Raw genomic sequence first — 23,667 nt, 5'->3', positions numbered from 1 at the left:
GCGACGGCCCCTGTTTCACGTGAAACTTGCGGGCGTTTCACGTGAAACGCCCATGCCGGGCAACTCTTCAGCTAACCGTTCGAGCCCCAGATGGTGTTTCCCTGGCTGTTCCCGTCTCCGTCGCCGTTGCCCTCCGTCTCGGTGGACGTCGGTGAGGGTGACCCGCTCCCGCCCGGGCCGCCCGGGTCGTTGTCGGAGTTGTCATTGTCGCCATCATTCCCGTTGTTGCAGTTCCAGTCCCAAACCTCGCACGTCGATGTCGGTGCGGACGGTGTGGGGCTGGTCTCCGTCCTGCTCGGCGACGGGCTCGGCGAGGGGCTCGCCTCCTCCGTCTCGGAGGAAGAGGGAGAGGGAGAGGGGGACGGGCTCGGCGGCGGGGTGTCGTTGACGACCTCGCCGATGGGCTCCGGCTTCGGGAACTTCTCCGCCTTGGTGCCCTTCAGCGCGTCTTCCATGTAGTCCTTCCAGATGTGGGACGGGAACGACGCGCCGTGGATCGTCTCCTCACCGCCTGTTCCGTACATCTCCAGGAACTTCCGCTCCTTGACGGACTCGTCGTCCGGGTAGCGGAACATGCTGATCGCGGTCGACAGCTGCGGCGTGTAGCCGACGAACCAGGCGGACTTGTTGCCGTCCGTGGTACCGGTCTTGCCCGCCACCTCGCGGCCCGGCAGCCGGGCGTTGGTACCCGTACCTTCCTCGACGACGGTTTTCAGAATGTCCGTGACGTTGTCCGCGACCTGAGCGCTGAACGCCTGCTCGGTCTCGACCTTGTGCGTGTAGATCGTGCCGCTCTTGTCCGTCACCTTGGTCACGGAGTAGGGCTCGCTCTGCTTGCCGCTCGCCGCGAAGGTCGCGTACGCGTCCGCCATACGGATGGCACTCGGGGACGAGACACCGATGGAGAACGACGGGTAGCCGGCACCCGCCAGGCTGTCCTCGAGAAGGCCCGCGTCAACGGCGGCCTCCTTCACCTTGTCCAGACCGACGTCCATGCCGAGCTGCACGAAGGCAGAGTTCGACGACTCCCGCATCGCCTCCCGGAGGCTGATCTTGTAGTCCGGCGGATCGCCCAGCGACACCCGGCCGTCATTCCTCTGGAGCCACTGCTCGCCGTCCTCGTTCTTCCAGATCGTCCCGTCGTATTCCTTGATCTTGAGGTCGTTCTTGCCGCTGTAGAGGCTCTTGGGGGAGACGATCGTGCGTTCGTCCTGGGACTGGGTCGGCCCGAGGTCGGGATCGCGCACGCCCCAGTTCATCGCCGCCGCCAGCACGAAGGGCTTGAACGTCGAACCGACCTGGGCACCGGTCACGTCGGCGTTGTTGGTGAAGTGCTTGGTCGCGTCCTCTCCACCGTAAACAGCCTTGATGGCGCCGGTTTCGGGTTCCACGGACGCCCCGCCGAACTGTACGTGCGTGTCCTTGTCGGGACGCTTCTCGGGGTCGATCTCCTCCTTGTAGACCTTCTGCACCGCGGATTCGAGATCCTCGACCTTCTTCTTGTCGAAGGTCGTGTAGATCGAGTAGCCGCCCCTCTCCATCTGCTGCTCCGAAACCACGCCGTTCCTGACCACGGACGACTTGGCGAGCCTGACGAGGTAACCGATCTGGCCGCCCAGTTGCGCGTTCGACTGCGGGTTCCGCACGGTGGGAAGGTCGGTGTACTTGTCCCGCTCTTCCTGGCTCAGATGCTCGTACTCCACCATCTTGTTGAGGGTGTCCTGCATCTGCCGCTTGGCGCGCTCGCTGTTCGCCTCAGGAGTCGCGGCCGGGTCGATCGAAGTCGAGCCCGCCGGGTCGTAGTACGTGGCGCCCTTGAGCATCGCCGACAGGAAGGCGCACTGTCCCGCGTTGAGGTCGACGGCATCCACGTTGAAGTACGCCCGCGCTGCGGCCTGGATCCCGTAGGCGCCGCGGCCGTAGTACGCGGAGTTCAGGTAGCCCTCGAGGATCTTGTCCTTCGGTTCCTTGGCGCCGACCTTGATCGAGACGAAGATCTCCTTGACCTTGCGGGAGATCGTCTGCGACTGGTCGTTCAGCATCGCGTTCTTCACGTACTGCTGGGTGATGGTGGACCCACCCTGCGTATCGCCGCCCTTGGCCATGTTGAACACGGCGCGGGCGATGCCCTTGGGGTCGATGCCGCTGTCGGAGTAGAAGGTCTTGTTCTCCTGGGAGATGACGGCGTTGCGCATCTCCTTGGGAATCTGCGCGAAGCTGATGCTCTGACGGTTGCGCTCACCGCCCGTGGCGACCATCTGGGAGCCGTCGGCCCAGTAGTAGACGTTGTTCTGGGCCTCCGCGATCTTGGCGACATCAGGGATGCCCACCATGGCGTAGGCGATGCCCGCGGCGGCCACCATGGTGCCGAAGAAGCCGACGCACAACCCGGAGACGAGTTTCCAGGAGGGCACCCACCGGTGCCATCCGTCCTTGTCGCGGCGCGGGTAATCGATTATCCGCTTCTTGCCGGACGCTACCGCGCGGCCCCGTCCGGCCCCTCCCGGTCCGCCGGGTGCGGCCCGCCGGCCTCCGCGAGACGGCTCGGCCACTCTGCGCCGACCGCTCCCGCTGCGCTGTGCCGCGCGCCGGGCTTCGGCACGACTCCCGTACGGACGCTCCTCGTCCTCCGGACCGTACGAGCCGGACGGAGACCCAGTGGCGCCTCGCGGTGCCGCACGGCGGCCGGAGGACGAGCCGGACTGGCCGCGTCGGGCCGCGGCACGTCCGCCTCCCTGCGGCGGCGGCGGTTTGCGACGGTGCTCGCTCATCGAACGACTACTCCTCGGGCAGGCGCACCTTTGCGCGCCTGGTAAAGGCGGCTGTTTTCCGGTCCCCCCGAAGTACGGATGCGGCCCCTTCCGCATTCACCCGTACTGCACCAGGGACAGGGACGCCCCCAGGCGTCACTCGGTTCCCGGTGGTCTGCATGGCGCACAGACTACGCACCGTCAAAACCCCCTAGCCCCGAAGTTCACCTCAAATCAGGCAACTTGCTCTCGATGAATCCCTGATGTGATCCCGTTCACCGGCCCCCCTCTTGTCGCACGAGGAAGCTCGTTCTATCGTGCTGATGTATCGAGTCGATACATCAGCGCGGCATAAGGACGAGAGGAGGCGACGATGAGCCGGCGATCCGGCATCCTCGAGTTCGCTGTACTCGGCCTGCTCCGCGAATCCCCGATGCACGGCTATGAGCTGCGCAAACGGCTCAACACGTCACTGGGTGTGTTCCGGGCGTTCAGCTACGGGACGCTCTACCCCTGCCTCAAGACGCTGGTCGCCAACGGCTGGTTGATCGAGGAGCCGGGGAACGTCGGCGAGGCCGCCGCTTCCCTCACGGGACGCCGCGCCAAGATCGTCTACCGGTTGACGGCCGACGGTAAGGAACACTTCGAGCAGCTCCTCTCCCAGACGGGCCCGGACGCGTACGAGGACGAGACCTTCGCCGCTCGCTTCGCGTTCTTCGGCCAGACGTCGCGCGACGTGCGCATGCGCGTGCTCGAGGGCCGGCGCAGCCGGCTGGAGGAGCGCCTGGAGAAGATGCGGGCCTCCCTGGCCCGCACCCGGGAGCGACTCGACGACTACACGCTTGAGCTCCAGCGCCACGGAATGGAGTCCGTGGAGCGCGAGGTGCGCTGGCTGAACGAGCTCATCGAGAGTGAGCGGGCGGGGCGGGACCTACGGGGTTCCGCTTCGGAGGGGACCGCTCAACAGGACACGACATCTGGAGCGACGGGCGGCCTGCCCCGGTCCGGGGACGACCCCCGGCCGGATACGCCCGGCGACACCGCCACGTGAGCGCCCAGTCAGGGCCTCACTCGTACACACAGGGAGCAACCGGAATGGGTTCGGTTCGCGTAGCCATCGTCGGTGTGGGCAACTGCGCCGCATCGCTGGTGCAGGGCGTCGAGTACTACAAGGACGCCGACCCGGCGGCCAAGGTCCCGGGCCTGATGCACGTCCAGTTCGGCGACTACCACGTCCGTGACATCGAGTTCGTCGCCGCCTTCGACGTGGACGCCAAGAAGGTGGGCCTGGACCTCGCGGACGCCATCGGCGCCTCCGAGAACAACACCATCAAGATCTGCGACGTCCCGAACAGCGGTGTCCAGGTCCAGCGCGGCCACACCCTCGACGGTCTCGGCAAGTACTACCGCGAGACCATCGAGGAGTCCGCCGAGGAGCCGGCCGACATCGTCCAGGTCCTCAAGGACAAGCAGGTCGACGTCCTCGTCTGCTACCTGCCCGTCGGCTCCGAGGACGCGGCGAAGTACTACGCCCAGTGCGCCATCGACGCCAAGGTCGCCTTCGTCAACGCGCTCCCGGTCTTCATCGCCGGCACCAAGGAGTGGGCGGACAAGTTCACCGAGGCGGGCGTCCCGATCGTCGGCGACGACATCAAGTCGCAGGTCGGCGCCACCATCACGCACCGCGTCATGGCGAAGCTGTTCGAGGACCGGGGCGTCGTCCTGGACCGCACGATGCAGCTGAACGTCGGCGGCAACATGGACTTCAAGAACATGCTCGAGCGCGACCGCCTGGAGTCGAAGAAGATCTCCAAGACGCAGGCCGTCACCTCCCAGATCCCCGACCGGGACATGGGCGAGAAGAACGTCCACATCGGCCCGTCCGACTACGTGGCCTGGCTGGACGACCGCAAGTGGGCCTACGTCCGCCTGGAGGGCCGCGCGTTCGGTGACGTCCCGCTGAACCTGGAGTACAAGCTCGAGGTCTGGGACTCCCCGAACTCGGCGGGTGTCATCATCGACGCCCTGCGCGCCGCGAAGATCGCCAAGGACCGCGGTATCGGCGGCCCGATCCTGTCGGCATCGAGCTACTTCATGAAGTCCCCGCCGGTGCAGTACTTCGACGACGAGGCCCGCGCCAACGTCGAGAAGTTCATCGCCGGCGAGGTCGAGCGCTGACAAGCGCGGACTCCGGTCCGTCGGAGGTCCCCGGGTCGCATGACCCGGGGGCCTTTCCCGTATGTGAGGCTGTGCCCCATGGCCGTCGTCCGTGACCTGCGCGTCCTGCTGCGCCTGAAGGGCTTTCGGCGCCTGCTCGCCGTACGCCTGCTCTCCCAGGGCGCCGACGGCGTCTACCAGGTCGCGCTCGCCGCCTACGTCGTCTTCTCCCCGGAGAAGCAGACCTCGCCCGCCGCGATCGCCTCCGCGATGGCGGTCCTGCTGCTGCCGTACTCCCTGGTGGGCCCCTTCGCCGGCGTCCTGCTGGACCGCTGGCGCCGCCGTCAGGTCTTCCTGTACGGCAACCTGCTGCGCGCCGCGCTGGCCTCGGTGACGGCCGTACTGATCTTCGCGTCCGTCCCGGACTGGCTCTTCTACGTCTCGGCCCTCTGCGTCACCGCCGTCAACCGCTTCGTCCTCGCGGGCCTGTCCGCCGCGCTGCCACGCGTGGTCGACGCCGACCGTCTGGTGATCGCCAACTCGCTCTCCCCGACCGCCGGTACCCTCGCCGCGACGGCGGGCGGCGGCCTCGCCTTCGTCGTACGCCTCGTGTTCGCGGACTCCGATGCCGCAGTGGTGCTGCTCGGGGCCGCCCTGTACCTGTGCGGAGCGCTGGCATCACTGCGCATCGCCGTGGAACTGCTGGGCCCCGACCCCACACGCGTGCCGCCCCGACTGGCCTCGGCACTCACGGGCACCGCCCGCGACCTGGTGGCAGGAGTGCGTCATCTCGCCGCCCCCGCACGCCGGGAAGCGGCCTGGTCACTGACGGGCATGACGCTGATGAGGTTCTGCTACGGAGCCCTGCTGGTCATGCTGCTGATGCTGTGCCGGTACGCCTTGACCTCGGACACGGACGAGGGGCTCGCCCTGCTGGGGCTGGCTCTGGGCATCTCCGGTGCCGGGTTCTTCGCGGCCGCGGTGGTCACCCCGTGGGCGGCGGGACGGCTCGGGCCCGGCCGCTGGATGGCCGTGTGCGCGGCGGCCGCCACGGTGCTGGTGCCTGCACTCGGTCTGCCGTTCGCCACCGTGCCGCTGCTCGCCGCGGCGTTCGCCCTGGGCCTGACGACGCAGGGAGCGAAGATCGCGACCGACACGGTCGTACAGTCCTCGGTCGACGACGCCTTTCGTGGCCGGATCTTTTCCGTCTACGACGTGCTGTTCAACGTCGCCTTCGTCGGCGCCGCCGGGGTGGCCGCGCTGATGCTGCCGCCGGACGGCCGCTCAGTGCCGCTGGTCGTGACAGTCACCGTGATCTATGGAGCGGTTGCGGCCGCTATGGCCCGGTTCGAAAGCCAGTGAGTGTCACACCGGTGCCACGAAGCCTCAGCGAATTGCAGAGATGTCAGTGGGGGGCGATAGCTTACGTGCGTCTTATTCGCGACACGTTCGCGATACGTACCTATGCTTCAGGGGGACCCCAGTGACCACTCCGCCGCCTCAGGGCAATCCATTCGCGCAGGGCCAGCCGCAGGCTCCGCAGCAGCCGCAGGGACAGAACCCCTATGCGCAGGGTCAGCCGGGCTTCCCGCAGCAGGCCGGTCAGCCGGGATTCCCCCCGCCGGGCGCGCCGTACGCCCCGGTCCCCCCGCAGCCGGCCCGCCGCAGGCCGAGCTTCAAGACGATCAAGAACATCGTCATCGCTGTGATCGTCGTCGCTGTGGCGGTCGGTGGTTTCATCGCGAGCCGGGACGACGCCGACCAGGCCGGTGTGGGTGACTGCCTGAAGTCCGCGTCGTCGTCCTCCGACCGCATGGAGGTGGTGGACTGCTCCTCCGCGGACGCCGAGGCGAAGGTCATCGAGAAGATCAAGGGCCACCACACGCAGTTCACTGCTGAGTCCGCATGCAGCAAGGTCGAGGGCGCCACCGGCTTCTACGCGGAGACGGGCGACGGGGAAGAGTTCCTGCTCTGCCTCACCAACGTCTGAGCCACCCGCAGCGAGACGCAGGGGCGGTGTTTCACGTGAAACACCGCCCCTGCCGCGTCAGGCCGGGTCATGTTTCACGTGAAACATGACCCGCTCTCCGCGACTCACGCTTCCTGCTCGTCCCACCACTGCTTGAGTGCCGCCACCGCCGCCTCGTGCCCCATCGGCCCGTGCTCCAGGCGAAGCTCCAGCAAATGCTTGTAGGCCTGGCCCACGGCCGGCCCGGGCTGGATACCGAGGATGTCCATGATCTGATTGCCGTCCAGGTCCGGACGGATCGCGTCCAGCTCCTCCTGCTCCTGCAGCTGCGCGATCCTCTCCTCCAACCCGTCGTACGCACGCGAGAGCGCCGAGGCCTTGCGCTTGTTGCGGGTCGTGCAGTCCGAACGGGTCAGCTTGTGGAGCCGGTCGAGCAGAGGGCCTGCGTCCCGGACGTACCGGCGGACGGCGGAGTCCGTCCACTCGCCCGTGCCGTAGCCGTGGAAACGCAGGTGCAGCTCCACCAGGCGCGAGACGTCCTTCACCAGCTCGTTGGAGTACTTGAGCGCGGTCATGCGCTTCTTCGTCATCTTGGCCCCCACCACTTCGTGGTGGTGGAACGAGACCCGGCCGTCCTTCTCGAACCGGCGTGTGCGCGGCTTGCCGATGTCGTGCAGCAGGGCGGCAAGGCGGAGGGTCAGGTCGGGGCCCTCGCTCTCCAGGGCCATCGCCTGCTCCAGCACGATGAGTGTGTGGTCGTAGACGTCCTTGTGCCGGTGGTGCTCGTCCCGCTCCAGGCGCAGCGCCGGCAGTTCGGGCAGGACCCGATCGGCGAGGCCGGTCTCCACCAGCAGGCTCAGACCCTTGCGCGGGTGAGAGGAGAGAACGAGCTTGTTCAGCTCGTCCCGGACCCGTTCGGCCGAGACGATGTCGATGCGCCCGGCCATGTCCTTCATGGCAGCGACCACTTCGGGAGCCACCTCGAAGTCGAGCTGCGCGGCGAAGCGTGCGGCCCGCATCATCCGGAGCGGGTCGTCCGAGAAGGACTCCTCGGGGGTGCCAGGAGTACGCAGTACACGCGCCGCGAGGTCGTCGAGGCCGCCGTGCGGATCGATGAACTTCTTCTCCGGGAGCGCGACGGCCATGGCGTTCACGGTGAAGTCCCGCCGGACGAGGTCCTGCTCGATGCTGTCGCCGTAGGACACCTCGGGCTTGCGCGAGGTCCGGTCGTAGGCTTCCGACCGGTAGGTGGTCACCTCGATCTGAAAGCTTCGATCAGTGTCTCCGTCACGGGCGTCCTTCTGCGCACCGACCGTGCCGAAGGCGATTCCGACCTCCCATACGGCGTCCGCCCACGGCCGGAGGATCTTCAGGACGTCCTGCGGGCGGGCGTCGGTGGTGAAGTCCAGGTCGTTGCCGAGCCGGCCGAGCAACGCGTCCCGGACCGAGCCACCCACCAGGGCGAGAGAGAACCCGGCCTCCTGGAAGCGGCGGGCGAGGTCGTCGGCGACAGGGGCGATCCGCAGCGGTTCACTCACCGCGCGGTCCTGGTCCTGGCTCAGGGCACTGGGGTTGACTTCGTTGGCGTTCGGCACAACAGAACAGGGTACGTGTCCCGGGCGGACACCGGCGCCCCCATTGATCACGCAACGAATCCCCCACGTGTGCAGCGCTCCCTTTATAGGCGCACATACGGTGCAGCTCCGCTCGGTGGCGGATCCTGTGGCGTACTCCGCGGCACTTCCCCTCGGCCCGCATCGTTACCATGCGTGGACGCACATTCCGACGACCACTGACGACGACGAGGGACGGGCGAGCGCGTGGCCGAGGCGGCAGACTTCCAGGGGACCAGTCCCTCACCTGCCCGCCGGTGGCTACGGCGCACCACGGCGCTGCTCGCCGGGGCGCCCCTGGTGGCCGGTCTGCTCCAGCTGCCGGCTGCGGGCCCGGCACACGCCGACGGGCCGTCCCTCGCGCAGGCCGACGCCGATGCGGGTTCGGTGGCCGTCGCCGTCGACTCGCTCACCCCCTCCGCACCCACGGACGGGGACACGGTGACCGTGTCCGGGACCGTGACGAACAACGGCAAGCAGACCGTCACCGACGCCCACGTGGGGCTGCGCGTGGGCCCTGAGGTCAACACCCGTTCGTCCGTCGACGCGATCGCCAAGGACGGCGACGATCTCCACCGATCCATCGCCCCGGAGATCGACGACAAGTACACCGAGAAGTTCTCCAAGCTCACTCCCGGCGTCTCCGAACACTTCAACATCTCCGTACCGGTCGACGACCTGAACCTCGGCGAGGACGGCGTCTACGAATTCGCCGTCTCCCTCTCCGGGGAGACCTCCTCGCAGCCGTGGGACCGGGTCCTCGGCATCCAGCGGACCTTCCTGCCCTGGCAGCCCGACGGGGCCGCCCCCAGGACGAAGACGACGGCTCTGTGGCCGCTCGTGTCGACCACCCACATGGCCGCCGAGACCGGACCGAACGAGGAGCAGACACCGGTCCTCCTCAACGACGATCTGGCCAAGGAGATCTCTCCCGGGGGCCGCCTGAACCAGATGGTGACGCTGGGGAAGGAGCTCGACGTCACCTGGGTGGTCGACCCGGACCTGCTGGCCTCCGTCGACGCCATGACGGGCAGCTACCGCGTCCGGGACGGCGACAAGACCGTCGCCGGCGCGCACCAGGCGGTCGCCAAGCAGTGGCTCGCCGAGCTGCAGGACGCGGTGGCCGACAAGGAGGTCGTCGCCCTGCCCTTCGCCGACCCCGACCTGGCGTCCCTGGCCCACAACGGCACGGACGTCACCGGCTCGCTCAACCAGCTGAAGAGCGCCACGGACGTCATCAACAACACGGTCGAGCCGATCCTCCATGTGAAACCCAGCACCGACTTCGCCTGGCCCGTGGACGGAGCCGTCGACCGGTCGATCGTCAAGGTCGCCACCTCAGCGGGCGCCGACAACGTGATCGCCCGCAGCGACAGTCTCCAGGAGACCAGTGGTCTGCCCTACACGCCCTCCGCGGCCCGCCCCATCGGCGGCGGCACGACAGCCGTCGTCACGGACGCCCGGCTGTCCAAGGCGTTCGAGGGCGATCTGACGAAGGCATCCGCGTCCACACTCGCGGTGCAGCGGTTCCTCGCTCAGAGCCTTGCCCTGAATCTCCAGACCGGTGAGCAGCGCAGCGTGGTCGTCGCCCCGCAGCGCATGCTCTCCGGGAGCCAGGCACGCGCGATGGCCGACGCGCTGCGGGCATTGCAGGGCGGCACCTGGTCCGAGTCCCAGAAGCTGGCGGCGGCCGCCGCGGCCAAGCCGGACCCGGACGCCACCACGGAGGTACCGGGACCCTCTTCCTACCCCTCGGCGCTGCGCAAGAACGAGCTGCCCCGGTCGGCGTTCGTCGAGATCGCTCGGACCCAGGACACGCTCGACAACTTCAAGGTCGTCCTGTCGGACCCGTCCCGGGTGGTGACCCCGTTCGGGCGCGCACTGAACAGGGACATGTCCGCGTCGTGGCGAGGTAGGGCCGACGAGGCGGAGTCCTTCCGCGCCGGCGTGAAGTCGTACCTCGACGGGCTGACCGGCCGGGTCAGACTGATCGACAAGTCGGAGACGAAGCTCTCCGGCCGCAGCGCCACGATCCCCGTGACGGTGCAGAACAACCTGGTGCAGGACGTGGGCCCCCTGGTCCTGCGGCTCACCTCCACGAACCCGACGCGCCTCGAAATCGACGGCGCCGACTACCAAGAGCAGCCGATCTCGGTCTCCGGCGGGCACAGCCAGTCGGTGAAGTTCACCACGTCGGCCAACGCCAACGGCCGGGCGACGGTGATCGCCCAGCTGTACACGGCGGACGGGCGGAAGTACGGCGAGCCCGTTACCTTCGACGTGAAGGTCACCGAGATCACCGCCACCGTGATGCTCGTCATCGGCGGCGGTGTCCTGCTGCTCGTCCTCGCCGGCTTCCGGATGTACACGCAGCGCAAGCGGGCCGCGGCCCGCAACGCCGAGAAGGGCGAGGACGGCCAGACGGAGGAGCCCGGGGAACCCGAGGACGATCCGGAGAACCCGGAAGGCTCCGACGAACGTCTCAAGGAGGAGTCCGAGGCGGAGGCGTCCGAGGCACGCCCGCGGGCAAGCGCCCCGGAGCAGCCGAGTGACCCGACACCGGACACCGCAGCGGAAAGCGCCGACCCGTCCGGCACGGGTGAGAGAGTGGACCGTTGAGGATGTCGTGGCCGGTGGGCCCGGGACGATGAGGTGGGGTAACCATGAACGCGCCGTACGACGGTGACCGCGGTCAGACCGTGGACGGCTCGGGTCACCCCGAGGATCCGCCGCCCGGCCCCGGCCAGGCATCGCCGCAGCCGCCCGCGGACATGTATCTCCAGGACGCCTACGACCAGGATCCCTACCGGGCTCAGGACCTCTCCGCTCAGGACCCGGTCTCCGAGGCTCTCTACGACCGCGCCGCGCACCCGCCCCCGCCGCCGGGCACGTACCCGCCGCAGCAGCCGCTGTACTCCCAGCCCTCCCAGTCGCCCTATTCCCCCGACCCCCACGTGTGGGCCCAGACCCCGGCCCCCGAACCCGAGGGCCCGACGCAGTACCTGCCGTACGGCGACGACCCGCGGACCACCCAGTTCGTCGGCGTGGACGACCTGATCACCCAGGCCGGCGAGCAGCGCCACGAGCCGGACGCCTTCGCCCACCTGTTCCGCGACCAGCAGCAAGGTGGCGGCCATCCCTCGTACGACGACCATGCGTCCGTACCCGCCCCCGCTCCGGCACCGGGGCAGTACGGCGGTACACCAGGACCGGGGCAGTACGGCGGTACACCAGGACCGGGGCAGTACGGCGGTACACCAGGGCCGGGGCAGTACGGCGGTACACCAGGACCGGGGCAGTACGGCGGGCACCAAGGTCCCGCCCCGTACGGAAACGCTCCGGCACCGAGTCAGTACGGCGGGCACCAAGGTCCCGCCCCGTACGGAAACGCTCCGGCACCGAGTCAGTACGGCGGGCATCAGGGGCCCGACCCCTACGGGACCGCACCGGCGCACGCCCAGTACGGCGGCCCCGCTCCGGCACCCGGACAGCACGCTGCGCCCGCGCCGGGCCAGTACGCGGTGGCTCCCACCCCGGAAGCAGCCGAGGCTCCCCTCCAAGGGCCCGAGCCCGTTTCCGCGCCGGTCGTGCCCAAGAAGGGCGGACGTGCGGGCGGCCTCCTGAAGTCCAGCGCCGTGATGGCAGCGGGCACGATGGTGTCCCGGCTTACCGGGTTCATCCGGTCCGCGATGATCGTCTCGGCTCTGGGACTCGCACTCCTGGGCGAGACCTTCCAGATCGCTTATCAGCTGCCGACGATGATCTACATCCTGACCGTCGGCGGCGGCCTCAACTCCGTGTTCGTCCCGCAGCTCGTACGCGCGATGAAGGAGGACAAGGACGGCGGCGAGGCCTACGCCAACCGGCTTCTGACCCTGGTCATGGTCGCCCTCGGAGTCCTCACCGCGCTCGGTATGCTCGCGGCGCCACTGCTGGTTCGCGCGCTGTCCGACCCCGTCGCCTCGAACCCCGCGGCCAACGAGACGGCCGTCACCTTCACCCGGTACTTCCTGCCGTCCATCTTCTTCATGGGCGTCCACGTGGTGATGGGACAGATCCTCAACGCCCGCGGCCGGTTCGGCGCGATGATGTGGACCCCGGTCCTGAACAACATCGTCATCATCGTCACGCTCGGCATGTTCATCTGGGTCTACGGCACCGCCGCCGACTCCGGTATGACGGTCGAGAGCATCCCACCCGAGGGTGAGCGGCTCCTCGGGGTCGGCATCCTCCTCGGCCTCGTGGTTCAGGCCCTCGCGATGATCCCCTACCTGCGCGAGACCGGCTTCAGGCTCCGACTGCGGTTCGACTGGAAGGGCCACGGCCTCGGCAAGGCGGCGATGCTCGCCAAGTGGACGATCCTGTTCGTGCTCGCCAACCAGGCCGGCGCACTCGTCGTCATCCAGCTGGCCACGGCGTCGGTCACGGACGCCGACATCGCCGGCACCGGTTACAGCGCCTACGCCAACGCCCAGCTCATCTGGGGCCTGCCTCAGGCCATCATCACCGTCTCCCTGATGGCCGCCCTGCTGCCCCGCATCTCCCGCTCGGCAGCCGAGGAGGACGGGGGCGCGGTCCGGGACGACATCTCCCAGGGCCTGCGCACGACGGCCGTCGCCATCGTGCCGGTCTCGTTCGGTTTCGTCGCGCTCGGCATCCCGATGTGCACGCTGATCTTCGGCTCCTCGGGTACAGGCGCGGCCACCAACATGGGCTACATGCTGATGGCGTTCGGCCTCGGCCTCATTCCGTACTCCGTGCAGTACGTCGTCCTGCGCGCCTTCTACGCCTACGAGGACACCCGGACGCCCTTCTACAACACCGTCATCGTGGCCGTGGTCAACGCGGCGGCCTCGGCGCTGTGCTTCTTCCTGCTGCCCTCGCGCTGGGCCGTCGTCGGCATGGCCGCCGCCTACGGACTGGCCTACGTGATCGGTGTGGGCGTCGCCTGGCGCAGGCTGCGCAAGCGGCTCGGCGGGGACCTGGACGGTGCCCGGGTACTTCGGACGTACGCCCGGCTGTGCATCGCGTCCGTCCCGGCCGCTCTGTTCAGCGGTGCGGCCTGTTACGCGATCAGCCGCGCGCTCGGTCAGGGCGTGCTGGGGTCGTTCGCCGCGCTGCTGGCCGGCGGGGTGCTCCTGTTCGGTGTCTTCTTCGTCGCCGCCCGCCGCATGCGCATCGAGGAAGTCAACTCGCTGGTCGGCATGGTGCGCGGACGCCTGGGACGCTGAGAGCGGGGGTAGGCGCACAACCATCGTCTGCCGCCGTGTGTCGTGCATAGCGGCGGACTGTGGGCACAATTGGGTTCGGCGTCGGACTGCGCACATCGGGAGCCGGTCGGCGCGCATCGATTGGGGAGGCAGGAACGACGGTGGCGGAACGGAGCACAGCTGCCGTCGACGTGGCAGACAACAGCGGCGATGAGCCGCTGACCGCACAGGCGGACCAGTCCACGGCCGACGGGGTGGCCAACAACCGGGAGCGGGACACGGACGGCGACGAGGCACAGGGAAGCCCCACGAGCGAGGATTCCGGCAAGGCCTCGCCTCCCGAACTGCACAGCGGGCACAAGCTCGCCAGACGCTACCGCCTCGAGGAGTGCGTCACCCGCCTGGACGGTTTCAGCAGTTGGCGGGCCGTCGACGAGAAGCTCCGCCGCGCCGTCGGGGTCCACATCCTTCCCGCGGACCACACACGCGCCCGCTCCGTGCTGGCCGCGGCACGCTCCTCCGCCCTTCTCGGCGACCCGCGCTTCGTCCAGGTCCTCGACGCCGTCGAGGACAACGACATCGTCTACGTCGTGCACGAGTGGCTCCCCGACGCCACCGAGCTGACCGCCCTCCTCGCCTCCGGCCCGCTGGAGGTGTACGACACCTACCAGATGGTCAGTCAGGTCGCGGCCGCCATGGCGGCCGCCCACCGCGAAGGCCTCGCGCATCTGCGCCTGAGCCCCACCGCGGTGCTGCGGACGTCGACGGGTCAGTGGCGGATCCGCGGGCTCGCCGTCAACGCCGCGCTGCGCGGCATCAGTTCCGACACTCCTCAGCGCACCGACACCGAGGCCATCGGCGCTCTGCTGTACGCCGCCCTCACCCAGCGCTGGCCGTACGAGAGCGACGCCCACGGTCTGGCCGGTCTGCCCAAGGACATCGGACTGATCCCACCGGACCAGGTGCGCGCGGGCGTCCACCGCGGTCTTTCCGAACTCGCCATGCGGGCGCTCGCCAACGACGGCGCCACCGCCTCCCGCCACGAGTCCCCCTGCACCACGCCGGAAGAACTGGTGAAGGCGATCGGCGAGATGCCCCGCATCCGCCCGCCCGAGCCCGCGTACACCGCCCCGCCCCAGTACCAGCGCACGGCCTACCAGCAGGGCGCCTACGGGCGCCCCGCCCCGCACCCTCGCGCCACCCAGCCGGTACCGGCCCCGCCGCCCCCGCTGCAGAGCCGCACCGGCAAGGCACTGAAGTGGAGCGTCTCCGCCCTGCTGATCGCCGCGCTCGGCCTGGGCAGCTGGCAGCTCGCGGACGCGATCATGGAGCGGGGCGGCAAAGCCGACGACCAGAACCAGACACAGACGACCGACGGCAACGACAAGAACAGCGAGCAGACCAAGCCGATCAAGCCGATCAGCGTCCAAGGAGCCCAGGAGTACGTCGCCGAGGGCGAAGCCCAGGCACCGGGAGACGTGAGCAAGACCTACGACGGCGATCGTTCCACCTACTGGCGCACGAAAAAGTACGTCGACGGGCCGGTACTCGCGCCGTACAAGCCCGGCGTCGGCATTGTCTACGACCTCGGATCGGCCCAGGATCTCTCGACGGCGTCGATAGGTCTCCGGTACGCCGGTGATCACACGACAGTGCACCTCTACGCCACCGATTCACTGTCGCCCTCGACAGGCATCGACGGAATGGAGGAGATCGCGACCGCCACCACCAGCGGCACCTCGCTCACGGTGAAGGCATCCAAGCCACGCAAGACCCAGTACGTCCTGCTGTGGATCACGGCCGTGCCGAATGCTCCCTCCGACGGCTACAGCGGCGCCGGGTACAAGCAGGCCGTCACCGACGTGACGTTCAAGGGCTGACAGCCCGCTGGGAAAGAGGGAGAGGAGGCCCATGGCGGATGACACCGCATACAGCGGCATCAGCGATCAGGACCTCCTCGCCCGTCACGTCGAGGGCGACCCCGACGCCTTCGGTGAGCTCGTACGCCGCCACCGTGACCGCCTCTGGGCGGTGGCTCTGCGGACGCTGGGGGACCGCGAGGAGGCCGCCGACGCCGTTCAGGACGCCCTGGTCTCCGCCTACCGGGCGGCCCACACCTTCCGCGGGCAGGCGGCCGTCACCACATGGCTGCACCGGATCACGGTGAACGCCTGCCTGGACCGCGCTCGCAAGGCCGCCTCCCGTAAGACCGCTCCCGTCGACGACACCGAGCGCCTGGAGCAGCTCCTGGAGCCGCACGAGTCGGCCTCGGCCCCCGCCGAGCGCAACGACCTGCACCGCCAGCTGCTGGATGCCCTGGGTACCCTGCCGGCCGACCAGCGGGCGGCCCTGGTTCTGGTGGACATGCAGGGCTACCCGGTCGCAGAGGCCGCCCGGATCCTCGACGTGCCGACCGGCACGATCAAGAGCCGGTGCGCCCGGGGCAGAGCCAGACTCCTGCCGCTGCTCACCCACCTGCGCCCGGAGGGCAGCGGCGAGGACAGGAGGCCCGGCACCGAACGGAACCGGGCGCAGGTGACATCCGTCCCACCCGCAGCGGGACCGCACCGTGCGGGTCCGTCGGACGCGGGGCCGAGCGATTCAGCCGCAGTGAAGGGCGGAGGTGGACGAGCGTGACGTCGTCGACGACAGACATGACCGGGCACCCGGACGTCGCGGAGATCTCCGACCTCGCCGAAGGCCTGCTCCCCGCCTCACGGACCACAGATCTACGGCGGCACCTGGAGACCTGCGCGCTCTGCACCGACGTCTACACGTCGCTGGAGGAGATCCAGGGACTGCTCGGCACGCTGCCGGGACCGGCTCGGATGCCCGATGACGTGGTCGGCCGGATCGATGCCGCCCTGGCCGACGAGGCCCCGCTGAGCGCCACGGCACCGGAAACCCACGAGCACGCGCCTGCCGCTACGGCGCCCGCCGCCTCGGACAGGAACGACAGCACCCACGTTTCACGTGAAACATGGTCATCGGCAGACCGGCCCGTCGGGCGCGCCCGGCCGTCATTCACCGGACCGGGCCGCAAGGACCGCCGACGAGGCGGGCGACGCAGGATCGCCGTCCTCGGCGCCGTTGCCGCCGCTGCCGCCCTCGGGATCGGCTCCGTGCTCGTTTCCTCACTCAGCGGGGACGACTCGTCCGGTGACACCGCCCAGGGGCAGCAGACCGCACTCGCGGACACCTTCTCCGAGGGACAGCTGAAGAAACAGGTCACCGATCTCCTCGCCAGCGAGCAGGACGCGTCGAGCGGTCCGCGTACACCGCGCAGCTTCGGCACGGAGTCCGAGACCAGTGGTGAGAACCATGTCTTCAAGCAGCCGACGGTCCCCGAGTGCATCCAGAAGGGCATCGGCCGCGAGGACGCCGCGCTCGCCGTGAAGGAGGGCGTCTACAAGGGCAAGGAAGCGCTGCTCGTCGTGGTGCCCGACGCCTCCAACGACAGCCGTGTCACCGCGTACATCGTCGAGTCGACGTGTGTGGATCAGCCTGCTGTGAGCAAGGCCAAGATCCTTCTGAAGCACTCCTACGCACGTTCCTGAGCACTGAACTCTGATCCTCTTCAGCACGGGAATCCGTTCCTCGTCCCGTCGTGCCGGGACTTCCACTCCGTGTGCCCCGGCACAGCGGGAATGCGCGCCCCGTAGGATCCGTTGGGTGGGGTGAGAGCTCCGAGAGAAGCTCCACCCCGCCCTGAAGACGCAGTCCAGAGACGAGGAATGAAGCCGTGAGCGACGTCCGAAACGTGATCATCATCGGCTCCGGGCCCGCCGGCTACACGGCGGCGCTCTACACCGCGCGCGCGTCGCTGAAGCCGCTGGTGTTCGAGGGCGCCGTCACAGCAGGCGGTGCGCTGATGAACACCACCGAGGTGGAGAACTTCCCCGGCTTCCAGGACGGCATCATGGGCCCCGAGCTCATGGACAACATGCGCGCCCAGGCGGAGCGCTTCGGCGCCGAGCTGATCCCGGACGATGTCGTCGCCGTCGACCTGACCGGTGAGATCAAGACCGTCACCGACACCGCGGGCACCGTTCACCGGGCCAAGGCCGTCATCGTCACCACCGGTTCCCAGCACCGCAAGCTCGGTCTGCCGAACGAAGACGCCCTGTCCGGCCGCGGCGTCTCCTGGTGCGCGACCTGCGACGGCTTCTTCTTCAAGGACCAGGACATCGCTGTGATCGGCGGCGGTGACACCGCGATGGAGGAGGCCACGTTCCTCTCCCGCTTCGCCAAGTCCGTGACCATCGTCCACCGCCGTGACACCCTGCGTGCCTCCAAGGCGATGCAGGAGCGCGCTTTCGCCGACCCCAAGATCTCGTTCGTCTGGGACAGCGAGGTCGCCGAAGTACAGGGCGAGCAGAAGCTCTCGGGCCTGAAGCTGCGCAACGTCAAGACCGGCGAGCTTTCGGACCTGGCGGTGACCGGCCTGTTCATCGCGATCGGCCACGACCCGCGTACGGAGCTCTTCAAGGGCCAGCTCGACCTGGACCCGGAGGGCTACCTGAAGGTGGACGCCCCGTCGACCCAGACCAACCTGCCTGGTGTCTTCGGCGCCGGTGACGTGGTCGACCACACCTATCGCCAGGCGATCACCGCCGCCGGCACCGGCTGCTCCGCCGCGCTCGATGCCGAGCGTTTCCTCGCCGCGCTCACCGACGGGGACAAGGCCGAGCCCGAGAAGACCACTGTCTGACCCCTTCCACCACCCCACGCACCAACCAATTAAGGAGCCTGCCGTGGCCGAAGCCCTGAAGAAGGTGACCGACGCCTCCTTCGACGAGGACGTCCTCAAGAGCGACAAGCCCGTCCTGGTGGACTTCTGGGCCGCCTGGTGCGGTCCGTGCCGCCAGATCGCGCCGTCCCTCGAGGCGATCGCCGCCGAGTACGGCGACAAGATCGAGGTCGTCAAGCTGAACATCGACGAGAACCCGGGTACGGCCGCCAAGTACGGCGTCATGTCCATCCCGACCCTGAACGTCTACCAGGGCGGCGAGGTCGCCAAGACCATCGTCGGCGCCAAGCCGAAGGCCGCGCTCGTCCGCGACCTCGAGGACTTCATCGCCGACTGACGTTTCACGTGAAACACGAATGGGCCGACCCGGACGGGTCGGCCCATTCGCATGGAAGCGGTCCTCGGCACCGCCGTGCCGCTACAGCGGCCGCAGCGCCGGTTCCTTCTGCACGGCTCCGAGCAGACGATCCAGCGCCATCTCCACGTCTTCCTTCCAGGACAGCGTGGAACGGAGCTCCAGCCGCAGCCGCGGATGACTGGGATGGGGCCGGACCGTCTTGAAGCCCACAGCCAGCAGGTGGTCAGCGGGCAGGACACAGGCCGGCTCTTTCCAGCGGGCATCCCCGAACGCCTCGATCGCCTTGAACCCCCGGCGCAGCAGATCCTTGGCGACTGTCTGGACCATCACCCGGCCCAGTCCCTGCCCCTGATAGCCCGGCGTCACGAACGCAGTCATCAGCTGCACCGCATCATGAGAGACAGGGCTGGTGGGAAAAGCCGTCGAGCGCGGTACGTACGCCGGTGGAGCGTAGAGGACAAAGCCCACCGGCACATCGTCGACGTAGACCACCCGGCCGCACGATCCCCAGTCCAGCAGGACGGCGGAGATCCACGACTCCTTCTCCAGGGCCGGCGTACCTGCCTCTACCGCGGCTTCACCGCTGACGGGGTCCAGCTCCCAGAAGACGCACGAGCGACAGCGCTGGGGAAGGTCCTGAAGGTTGTCCAGCGTGAGCGGTACGAGCCGGCGCCCCATGAAGGCCTTTCCTCGCTTCCTTCGCCCGCCGCGTCGCGGGCCGCTGTCAGAGCGCTCCGTTCCCTGAGCAGGCTGCCGATGAACCCACCGACCGCACCCAAACCCAAGCCCGCGCTCACCAATCGCGTGCGGCTCATCGTTCGCATGGCCCCTGCCTTCCTCTCAGAGGTACCGCCAGGTGCTCGCGCCATCCTGATCGCATCGTAACCACGATGCGGTGACCCCGACACCGAAGGAAAGCAAAGGGCGGGCCGTGTTCCGGTACGCACCGGTCACGACCCGCCCCCTCAGCAGGTGGACACCGCCCGTGCTCCACCTGCCCCGGCCTCAGGAGTCGAGCTCCTCGGCTTCGCCGTCCAAGAGCCCCTTCTGCAGCACGGGTCCTTCACCGGGAGCGAGACTCCCAAGGATCCGCTCAAGGTCCTCCATGGAAGCGAACTCCACAGTGATCTTTCCTTTTTTCTGCCCCAGGTCGACCTTCACTCGGGTCTCGAAGCGATCCGAGAGCCGTGTCGCCAAGTCCGAGAGCGCCGGAGAGACCAGGGCTCCGGCGCGCGGGCCCTTGGAACGCTGTGCCTTCTGCGGCCGGGAACCCATCAAGGTGACGATCTCTTCGACGGACCGCACCGAAAGCCCCTCGGCCACGATCCGATGCGCCAGCCGGTCCTGCTCCTCAGGATCCTCCACGGAGAGCAGTGCCCGCGCGTGCCCGGCGGAGAGCACTCCGGCAGCAACTCGGTTCTGAACCTTCGGCGACAGCTTCAGCAGACGCAGCGTGTTGGAAACCTGGGGACGGGAGCGACCGATGCGGTCCGCCAGCTGGTCGTGCGTACAGTTGAAGTCCTTCAGCAGCTGGTCGTAGGCGAAGGCCTCTTCCAGCGGATTCAGCTGGGCCCGGTGCAGGTTCTCCAGCAGCGCGTCCAGGAGGAGCTTCTCGTCCTCTGTGGCCCGCACGATCGCTGGGATGGCATCCATCTCCAGCTCTCGGCAAGCCCGGAGACGACGCTCGCCCATGATGAGCTCGTAGCGGCCGGGCCCCGTCTGACGGACAACGACCGGCTGGAGGAGACCGACCTCACTGATGGAGGTCACAAGCTCGGCCAGCGCGTCGTCGTCGAAGTCCTTCCGCGGCTGCTTCGGGTTCGGCGTGATGGCCTCGAGCGGGACCTCCGCGAAGTGCGCCCCCATGGGCGGCCTCAACCCGTCCATACCGCTTGGTGCCGCGCTGCGTGCCGCCGACTCCTCCGTTTCACGTGGAACCGGGGGCAGCGTCGCGACCTTCGCGGCGGCCACTCCGCGGTCGCTCGGCAGCAGGGGCATCGCCCCCTGCGGCGCAGGAGCCGCATTGCCCAGTGCTGCCGAAGCCACCGACTTCTCCGTCGGAGCATTGGGGATCAGTGCGCCCAGACCTCGGCCCAGCCCCCTCCGTCGATCACTCACTGGATCCCCTCCACCATGTTCGCGTCATTCTGTGCGCCGATGTGGGCGTGCGTCGCGTCGTAACTGACGCCCACACCCTTCAGCGCGATCTCGCGTGCCGCCTCCAGATAGGAGAGCGCTCCACTCGATCCTGGATCGTAGGTCAGTACCGTCTGTCCGTAACTCGGGGCCTCCGAGATACGAACCGACCGCGGAATACTCGTCCGCAGCACCTCGTCACCGAAGTGACTGCGCACCTCGTCCGCGACCTGGGACGCGAGTCGCGTCCGGCCGTCGTACATGGTGAGCAGAATCGTCGACACATGCAGCGTGGGGTTGAGGTGCCCCCGGACCAGATCGACGTTCCGCAGCAGCTGCCCCAGCCCTTCCAGCGCGTAGTACTCGCACTGGATCGGGATCAGTACCTCCTGGCCCGCGACAAGCGCGTTGACTGTCAGCAGGCCGAGGGAGGGAGGGCAGTCGATGAGGATATAGTCCAGCGGCTGCTCGTACGCCTGGATCGCCCGCTGAAGCCGGCTTTCGCGTGCCACCAGAGAGACCAGCTCGATCTCCGCACCGGCGAGATCGATCGTGGCGGGTGCACAGAAGAGACCCTCGACGTCGACTACCGGCTGGACCACTTCCGAGAGTGGCCTGCTCTCGACCAGTACGTCGTAGATCGATGGGACATCGGCGTGATGGTCGATGCCCAGCGCAGTGGAGGCATTGCCCTGTGGATCGAGGTCGACGACCAGAACCCTGGCACCGTGCAGGGCGAGCGACGCTGCAAGATTGACGGTCGTCGTCGTCTTGCCCACACCGCCCTTCTGATTGGCGACCACCATGACCCTGGTCTGCTCGGGCCGCGGCAGTCCCTCGCCGGCGCGTCCCAGAACCTCCACCGCCAGTTGGGCGGCACGACCGATCGGAGTGTCGTCCATCGGAGGCGGTGTTTCACGTGAAACATCCGCCCCCATCGACTCGGTACGGGGACCGGGGACCGGATCGGTCATCGGTCCCGCGATATTGGCGTCGGACCGCAAGGATTCACTCTCCTCGACTTCAGGCTCGCAATGAACAGAGCCTCCCATGTCTTCGGGGTCATGAACCAGTGAGGCCTGGTGTTCTGTGGAGAAATCCACCTCTGTGGACAACTCCGTGCCCTCCCCGAGCGACCCGAGAGGCTTTCGGTCACGGGGGTCGGCCGCAGCGCGGCCGCGACTGATGATGCCGTGCAGCAGTGAGCGACGTTTCACGTGAAACACGATGCACAGCAGCCGAAGCCGAACTGTCGCGACACTCCGGCATGCGATGGTTCGGCAGCTTGTGTGGAGTACAGCCGACCTTCAGGGCGTATCAGAACAGAACAGCGTCGCCCGCGCCCTTTGCGGCTACCCGCACGGCTATCCGCGACGCCGACGCGTCCGCCCCGTCCGGGCCGCCTTGGCCCGCTTGGCGGCAAAGCGCACGCCTCCCGGGCTTTCCCCGACCTCGACCCGCACCACGGTGGACATGGGGTTCACGACGCCCTCACCCACATGCAGGATGGACGTCTCCACCGCACCCAGCTTGCTCAGCGCCGAGGCCGCAGCCTTCAGCTCTTCCTCGGCCGTGTCGCCCTTGAGGGCGAGCATCTCGCCGTACGGGCGCAGCAGCGGAACCCCCCATGTGGCCAGACGGTCCAGCGGGGCAACGGCACGAGCCGTCACCACATGCACGGGCGGCATCTTGCCCATGACCTCCTCGGCCCGGCCACGCACGACCGTGACGTGGTCGAGGCCCAGCAACTCCACGACCTCGGTCAGGAAGTTGGTGCGCCGCAGCAGCGGCTCCAGGAGCGTGATCTTCAGGTCTTCCCGGACGAGCGCCAGCGGGATTCCTGGCAGGCCCGCACCCGATCCGACATCGCACACCGTCACACCCTCGGGCACAACCTCCGAGAGCACCGCGCAGTTCAGCAGATGGCGCTCCCACAGGCGGGGAACCTCGCGTGGACCGATCAGGCCACGCTTCACTCCCGCCTCGGCGAGCAGCTCCGCGTAGCGGACCGCATCCGCGTACCGATCACCGAACACGTCGCGTGCCTGCTCAGGCACAGGGGGAAGCTCCGCTGCCTCCGTCACAGGGGGACCGTCCTTCCGTACGGCACCGGCGCACCAGTCGCCGCTACAAGAACCACCAGAACTATCAGGCTGACAAAATCCGGCCCCGCCTGCGCAACAGACGGGGCCGGAGAACGTGAGAACGGTCAGGCGGGAAGCACGACGACGAAGCGCTCGGGCTCTTCGCCCTCGGACTCGCTGCGCAGCCCCGCGGCCTTGACCGCGTCGTGCACGACCTTGCGCTCGAACGGCGTCATCGGCTTCATTCGCACGGGCTCGCCGCTGCTCCTGACCTCGGCAGCGGCCTTGGCCCCCAGCTCGGAGAGCTCGGCCCGCTTCCCGGCCCGGTAACCCGCGATGTCGAGCATCAGCCGACTGCGGTCGCCGGTCTCCCGGTGCACGGCCAGGCGCGTGAGCTCCTGCAGAGCCTCCAGCACCTCACCGTCCCGGCCCACCAGCTTCTGCAGGTCGCGGCTGTTCGAGTCGCTGATGATCGAGACAGAGGCACGGTCGGCCTCGACGTCCATGTCGATGTCGCCGTCGAGGTCGGCGATGTCGAGCAGGCCCTCCAAGTAGTCCGCGGCGATCTCGCCCTCGTTCTCGAGGCGAGTCAGGGTGTCTGCACCCTCGGCAGCGGCGGAGGTGGTGCCTTCCGTCACGG

18 protein-coding genes are annotated in these 23,667 nt (G+C 68.3%); 11 read left to right on the top strand and 7 right to left on the bottom strand.

Features of this window, described 5'->3' with window-relative positions; genetic code table 11:
• Positions 1-71: 71 nt before the first annotated feature.
• Positions 72-2,771, bottom strand: coding sequence for a transglycosylase domain-containing protein (locus ACP4IX_RS19810; protein ID WP_426556241.1), 2,700 nt, complete (start codon positions 2,769-2,771; stop codon positions 72-74).
• Between the two features lie 352 nt (positions 2,772-3,123).
• Here ACP4IX_RS19810 and ACP4IX_RS19805 point away from each other — a divergent pair, with 352 nt between their 5' ends.
• The 4 genes from ACP4IX_RS19805 (at position 3,124) to ACP4IX_RS19790 (ending at position 6,897) form a co-directional block, all read left to right on the top strand.
• Positions 3,124-3,801: a helix-turn-helix transcriptional regulator gene (locus ACP4IX_RS19805; protein ID WP_426521491.1), complete on the top strand. Its 678-nt coding sequence runs from the start codon at positions 3,124-3,126 to the stop codon at positions 3,799-3,801.
• A gap of 44 nt (positions 3,802-3,845) precedes the next feature.
• Positions 3,846-4,928 (top strand): inositol-3-phosphate synthase, encoded by a 1,083-nt coding sequence (locus ACP4IX_RS19800; protein ID WP_100049573.1) that lies wholly within the window; start codon positions 3,846-3,848, stop codon positions 4,926-4,928.
• 78 nt (positions 4,929-5,006) lie between these two features.
• Entirely contained in the window at positions 5,007-6,269 is a 1,263-nt protein-coding gene (locus ACP4IX_RS19795; protein ID WP_426521492.1) for an MFS transporter, read from the top strand.
• A 121-nt stretch (positions 6,270-6,390) separates the two neighbouring features.
• Complete coding sequence (locus ACP4IX_RS19790) at positions 6,391-6,897, top strand: LppU/SCO3897 family protein (protein ID WP_426556240.1); 507 nt, start codon at positions 6,391-6,393, stop codon at positions 6,895-6,897.
• A 104-nt stretch (positions 6,898-7,001) separates the two neighbouring features.
• Here ACP4IX_RS19790 and ACP4IX_RS19785 read toward each other — a convergent pair whose 3' ends face one another.
• A complete protein-coding gene (locus ACP4IX_RS19785; protein ID WP_426556239.1) occupies positions 7,002-8,471 on the bottom strand; it encodes a CCA tRNA nucleotidyltransferase in 1,470 nt (489 codons plus the stop codon).
• A 225-nt stretch (positions 8,472-8,696) separates the two neighbouring features.
• Between ACP4IX_RS19785 and ACP4IX_RS19780 the strand changes: the two genes are divergently transcribed.
• The 7 genes from ACP4IX_RS19780 (at position 8,697) to trxA (ending at position 18,786) form a co-directional block, all read left to right on the top strand.
• Positions 8,697-11,108, top strand: a complete 2,412-nt coding sequence (locus ACP4IX_RS19780) for a DUF6049 family protein (protein WP_426556238.1) — start codon at positions 8,697-8,699, stop codon at positions 11,106-11,108.
• 44 nt (positions 11,109-11,152) lie between these two features.
• The gene (gene murJ, locus ACP4IX_RS19775) at positions 11,153-13,720 is read left to right on the top strand and encodes a murein biosynthesis integral membrane protein MurJ (RefSeq protein WP_426556237.1); all 2,568 of its coding nucleotides are present in this window, start codon (positions 11,153-11,155) and stop codon (positions 13,718-13,720) included.
• Positions 13,721-13,860: 140 nt separating this feature from the next.
• Positions 13,861-15,579 carry a protein kinase family protein gene (locus tag ACP4IX_RS19770; protein WP_426521497.1) on the top strand — a complete coding sequence of 573 codons (1,719 nt, stop codon included), beginning with the start codon at positions 13,861-13,863 and terminating at the stop codon, positions 15,577-15,579.
• A gap of 31 nt (positions 15,580-15,610) precedes the next feature.
• Positions 15,611-16,336 (top strand): RNA polymerase sigma factor SigM, encoded by a 726-nt coding sequence (gene sigM / locus ACP4IX_RS19765; protein ID WP_426556236.1) that lies wholly within the window; start codon positions 15,611-15,613, stop codon positions 16,334-16,336.
• 17 nt (positions 16,337-16,353) lie between these two features.
• Complete coding sequence (locus ACP4IX_RS19760; protein ID WP_426556264.1) at positions 16,354-17,256, top strand: anti-sigma factor family protein; 903 nt, start codon at positions 16,354-16,356, stop codon at positions 17,254-17,256.
• Between the two features lie 185 nt (positions 17,257-17,441).
• Positions 17,442-18,410: a thioredoxin-disulfide reductase gene (trxB, locus tag ACP4IX_RS19755; RefSeq protein ID WP_426521499.1), complete on the top strand. Its 969-nt coding sequence runs from the start codon at positions 17,442-17,444 to the stop codon at positions 18,408-18,410.
• Between the two features lie 43 nt (positions 18,411-18,453).
• On the top strand, positions 18,454-18,786 hold the full coding sequence (trxA, locus tag ACP4IX_RS19750; RefSeq protein WP_426521500.1) for a thioredoxin: 333 nt from the start codon (positions 18,454-18,456) through the stop codon (positions 18,784-18,786).
• 81 nt (positions 18,787-18,867) lie between these two features.
• Here the strand turns inward: trxA and ACP4IX_RS19745 are convergent, their stop codons facing one another.
• The 5 genes from ACP4IX_RS19745 to ACP4IX_RS19725 all read right to left on the bottom strand — a co-directional run bounded on the left by ACP4IX_RS19745 (position 18,868) and on the right by ACP4IX_RS19725 (position 23,665).
• Entirely contained in the window at positions 18,868-19,485 is a 618-nt protein-coding gene (locus ACP4IX_RS19745; protein ID WP_426521501.1) for a GNAT family N-acetyltransferase, read from the bottom strand.
• Positions 19,486-19,812: 327 nt separating this feature from the next.
• Complete coding sequence (locus ACP4IX_RS19740) at positions 19,813-20,925, bottom strand: ParB/RepB/Spo0J family partition protein (protein ID WP_426556235.1); 1,113 nt, start codon at positions 20,923-20,925, stop codon at positions 19,813-19,815.
• Entirely contained in the window at positions 20,922-21,995 is a 1,074-nt protein-coding gene (locus tag ACP4IX_RS19735; RefSeq protein ID WP_426521584.1) for a ParA family protein, read from the bottom strand. Before ACP4IX_RS19735 ends, ACP4IX_RS19740 begins: the two co-directional genes overlap by 4 nt.
• Before the next feature lie 312 nt (positions 21,996-22,307).
• Positions 22,308-23,027 (bottom strand): 16S rRNA (guanine(527)-N(7))-methyltransferase RsmG, encoded by a 720-nt coding sequence (gene rsmG, locus ACP4IX_RS19730; protein ID WP_426521503.1) that lies wholly within the window; start codon positions 23,025-23,027, stop codon positions 22,308-22,310.
• Positions 23,028-23,152: 125 nt separating this feature from the next.
• Positions 23,153-23,665 carry a protein jag gene (locus tag ACP4IX_RS19725; RefSeq protein WP_426521504.1) on the bottom strand — a complete coding sequence of 171 codons (513 nt, stop codon included), beginning with the start codon at positions 23,663-23,665 and terminating at the stop codon, positions 23,153-23,155.
• Positions 23,666-23,667 lie beyond the last annotated feature (2 nt).

The sequence above is a fragment of the Streptomyces sp. WG5 genome (assembly GCF_049974565.1).
Lineage (GTDB): Bacteria > Actinomycetota > Actinomycetes > Streptomycetales > Streptomycetaceae > Streptomyces.
This window is presented reverse-complemented; position numbering and strand designations above follow the sequence as displayed.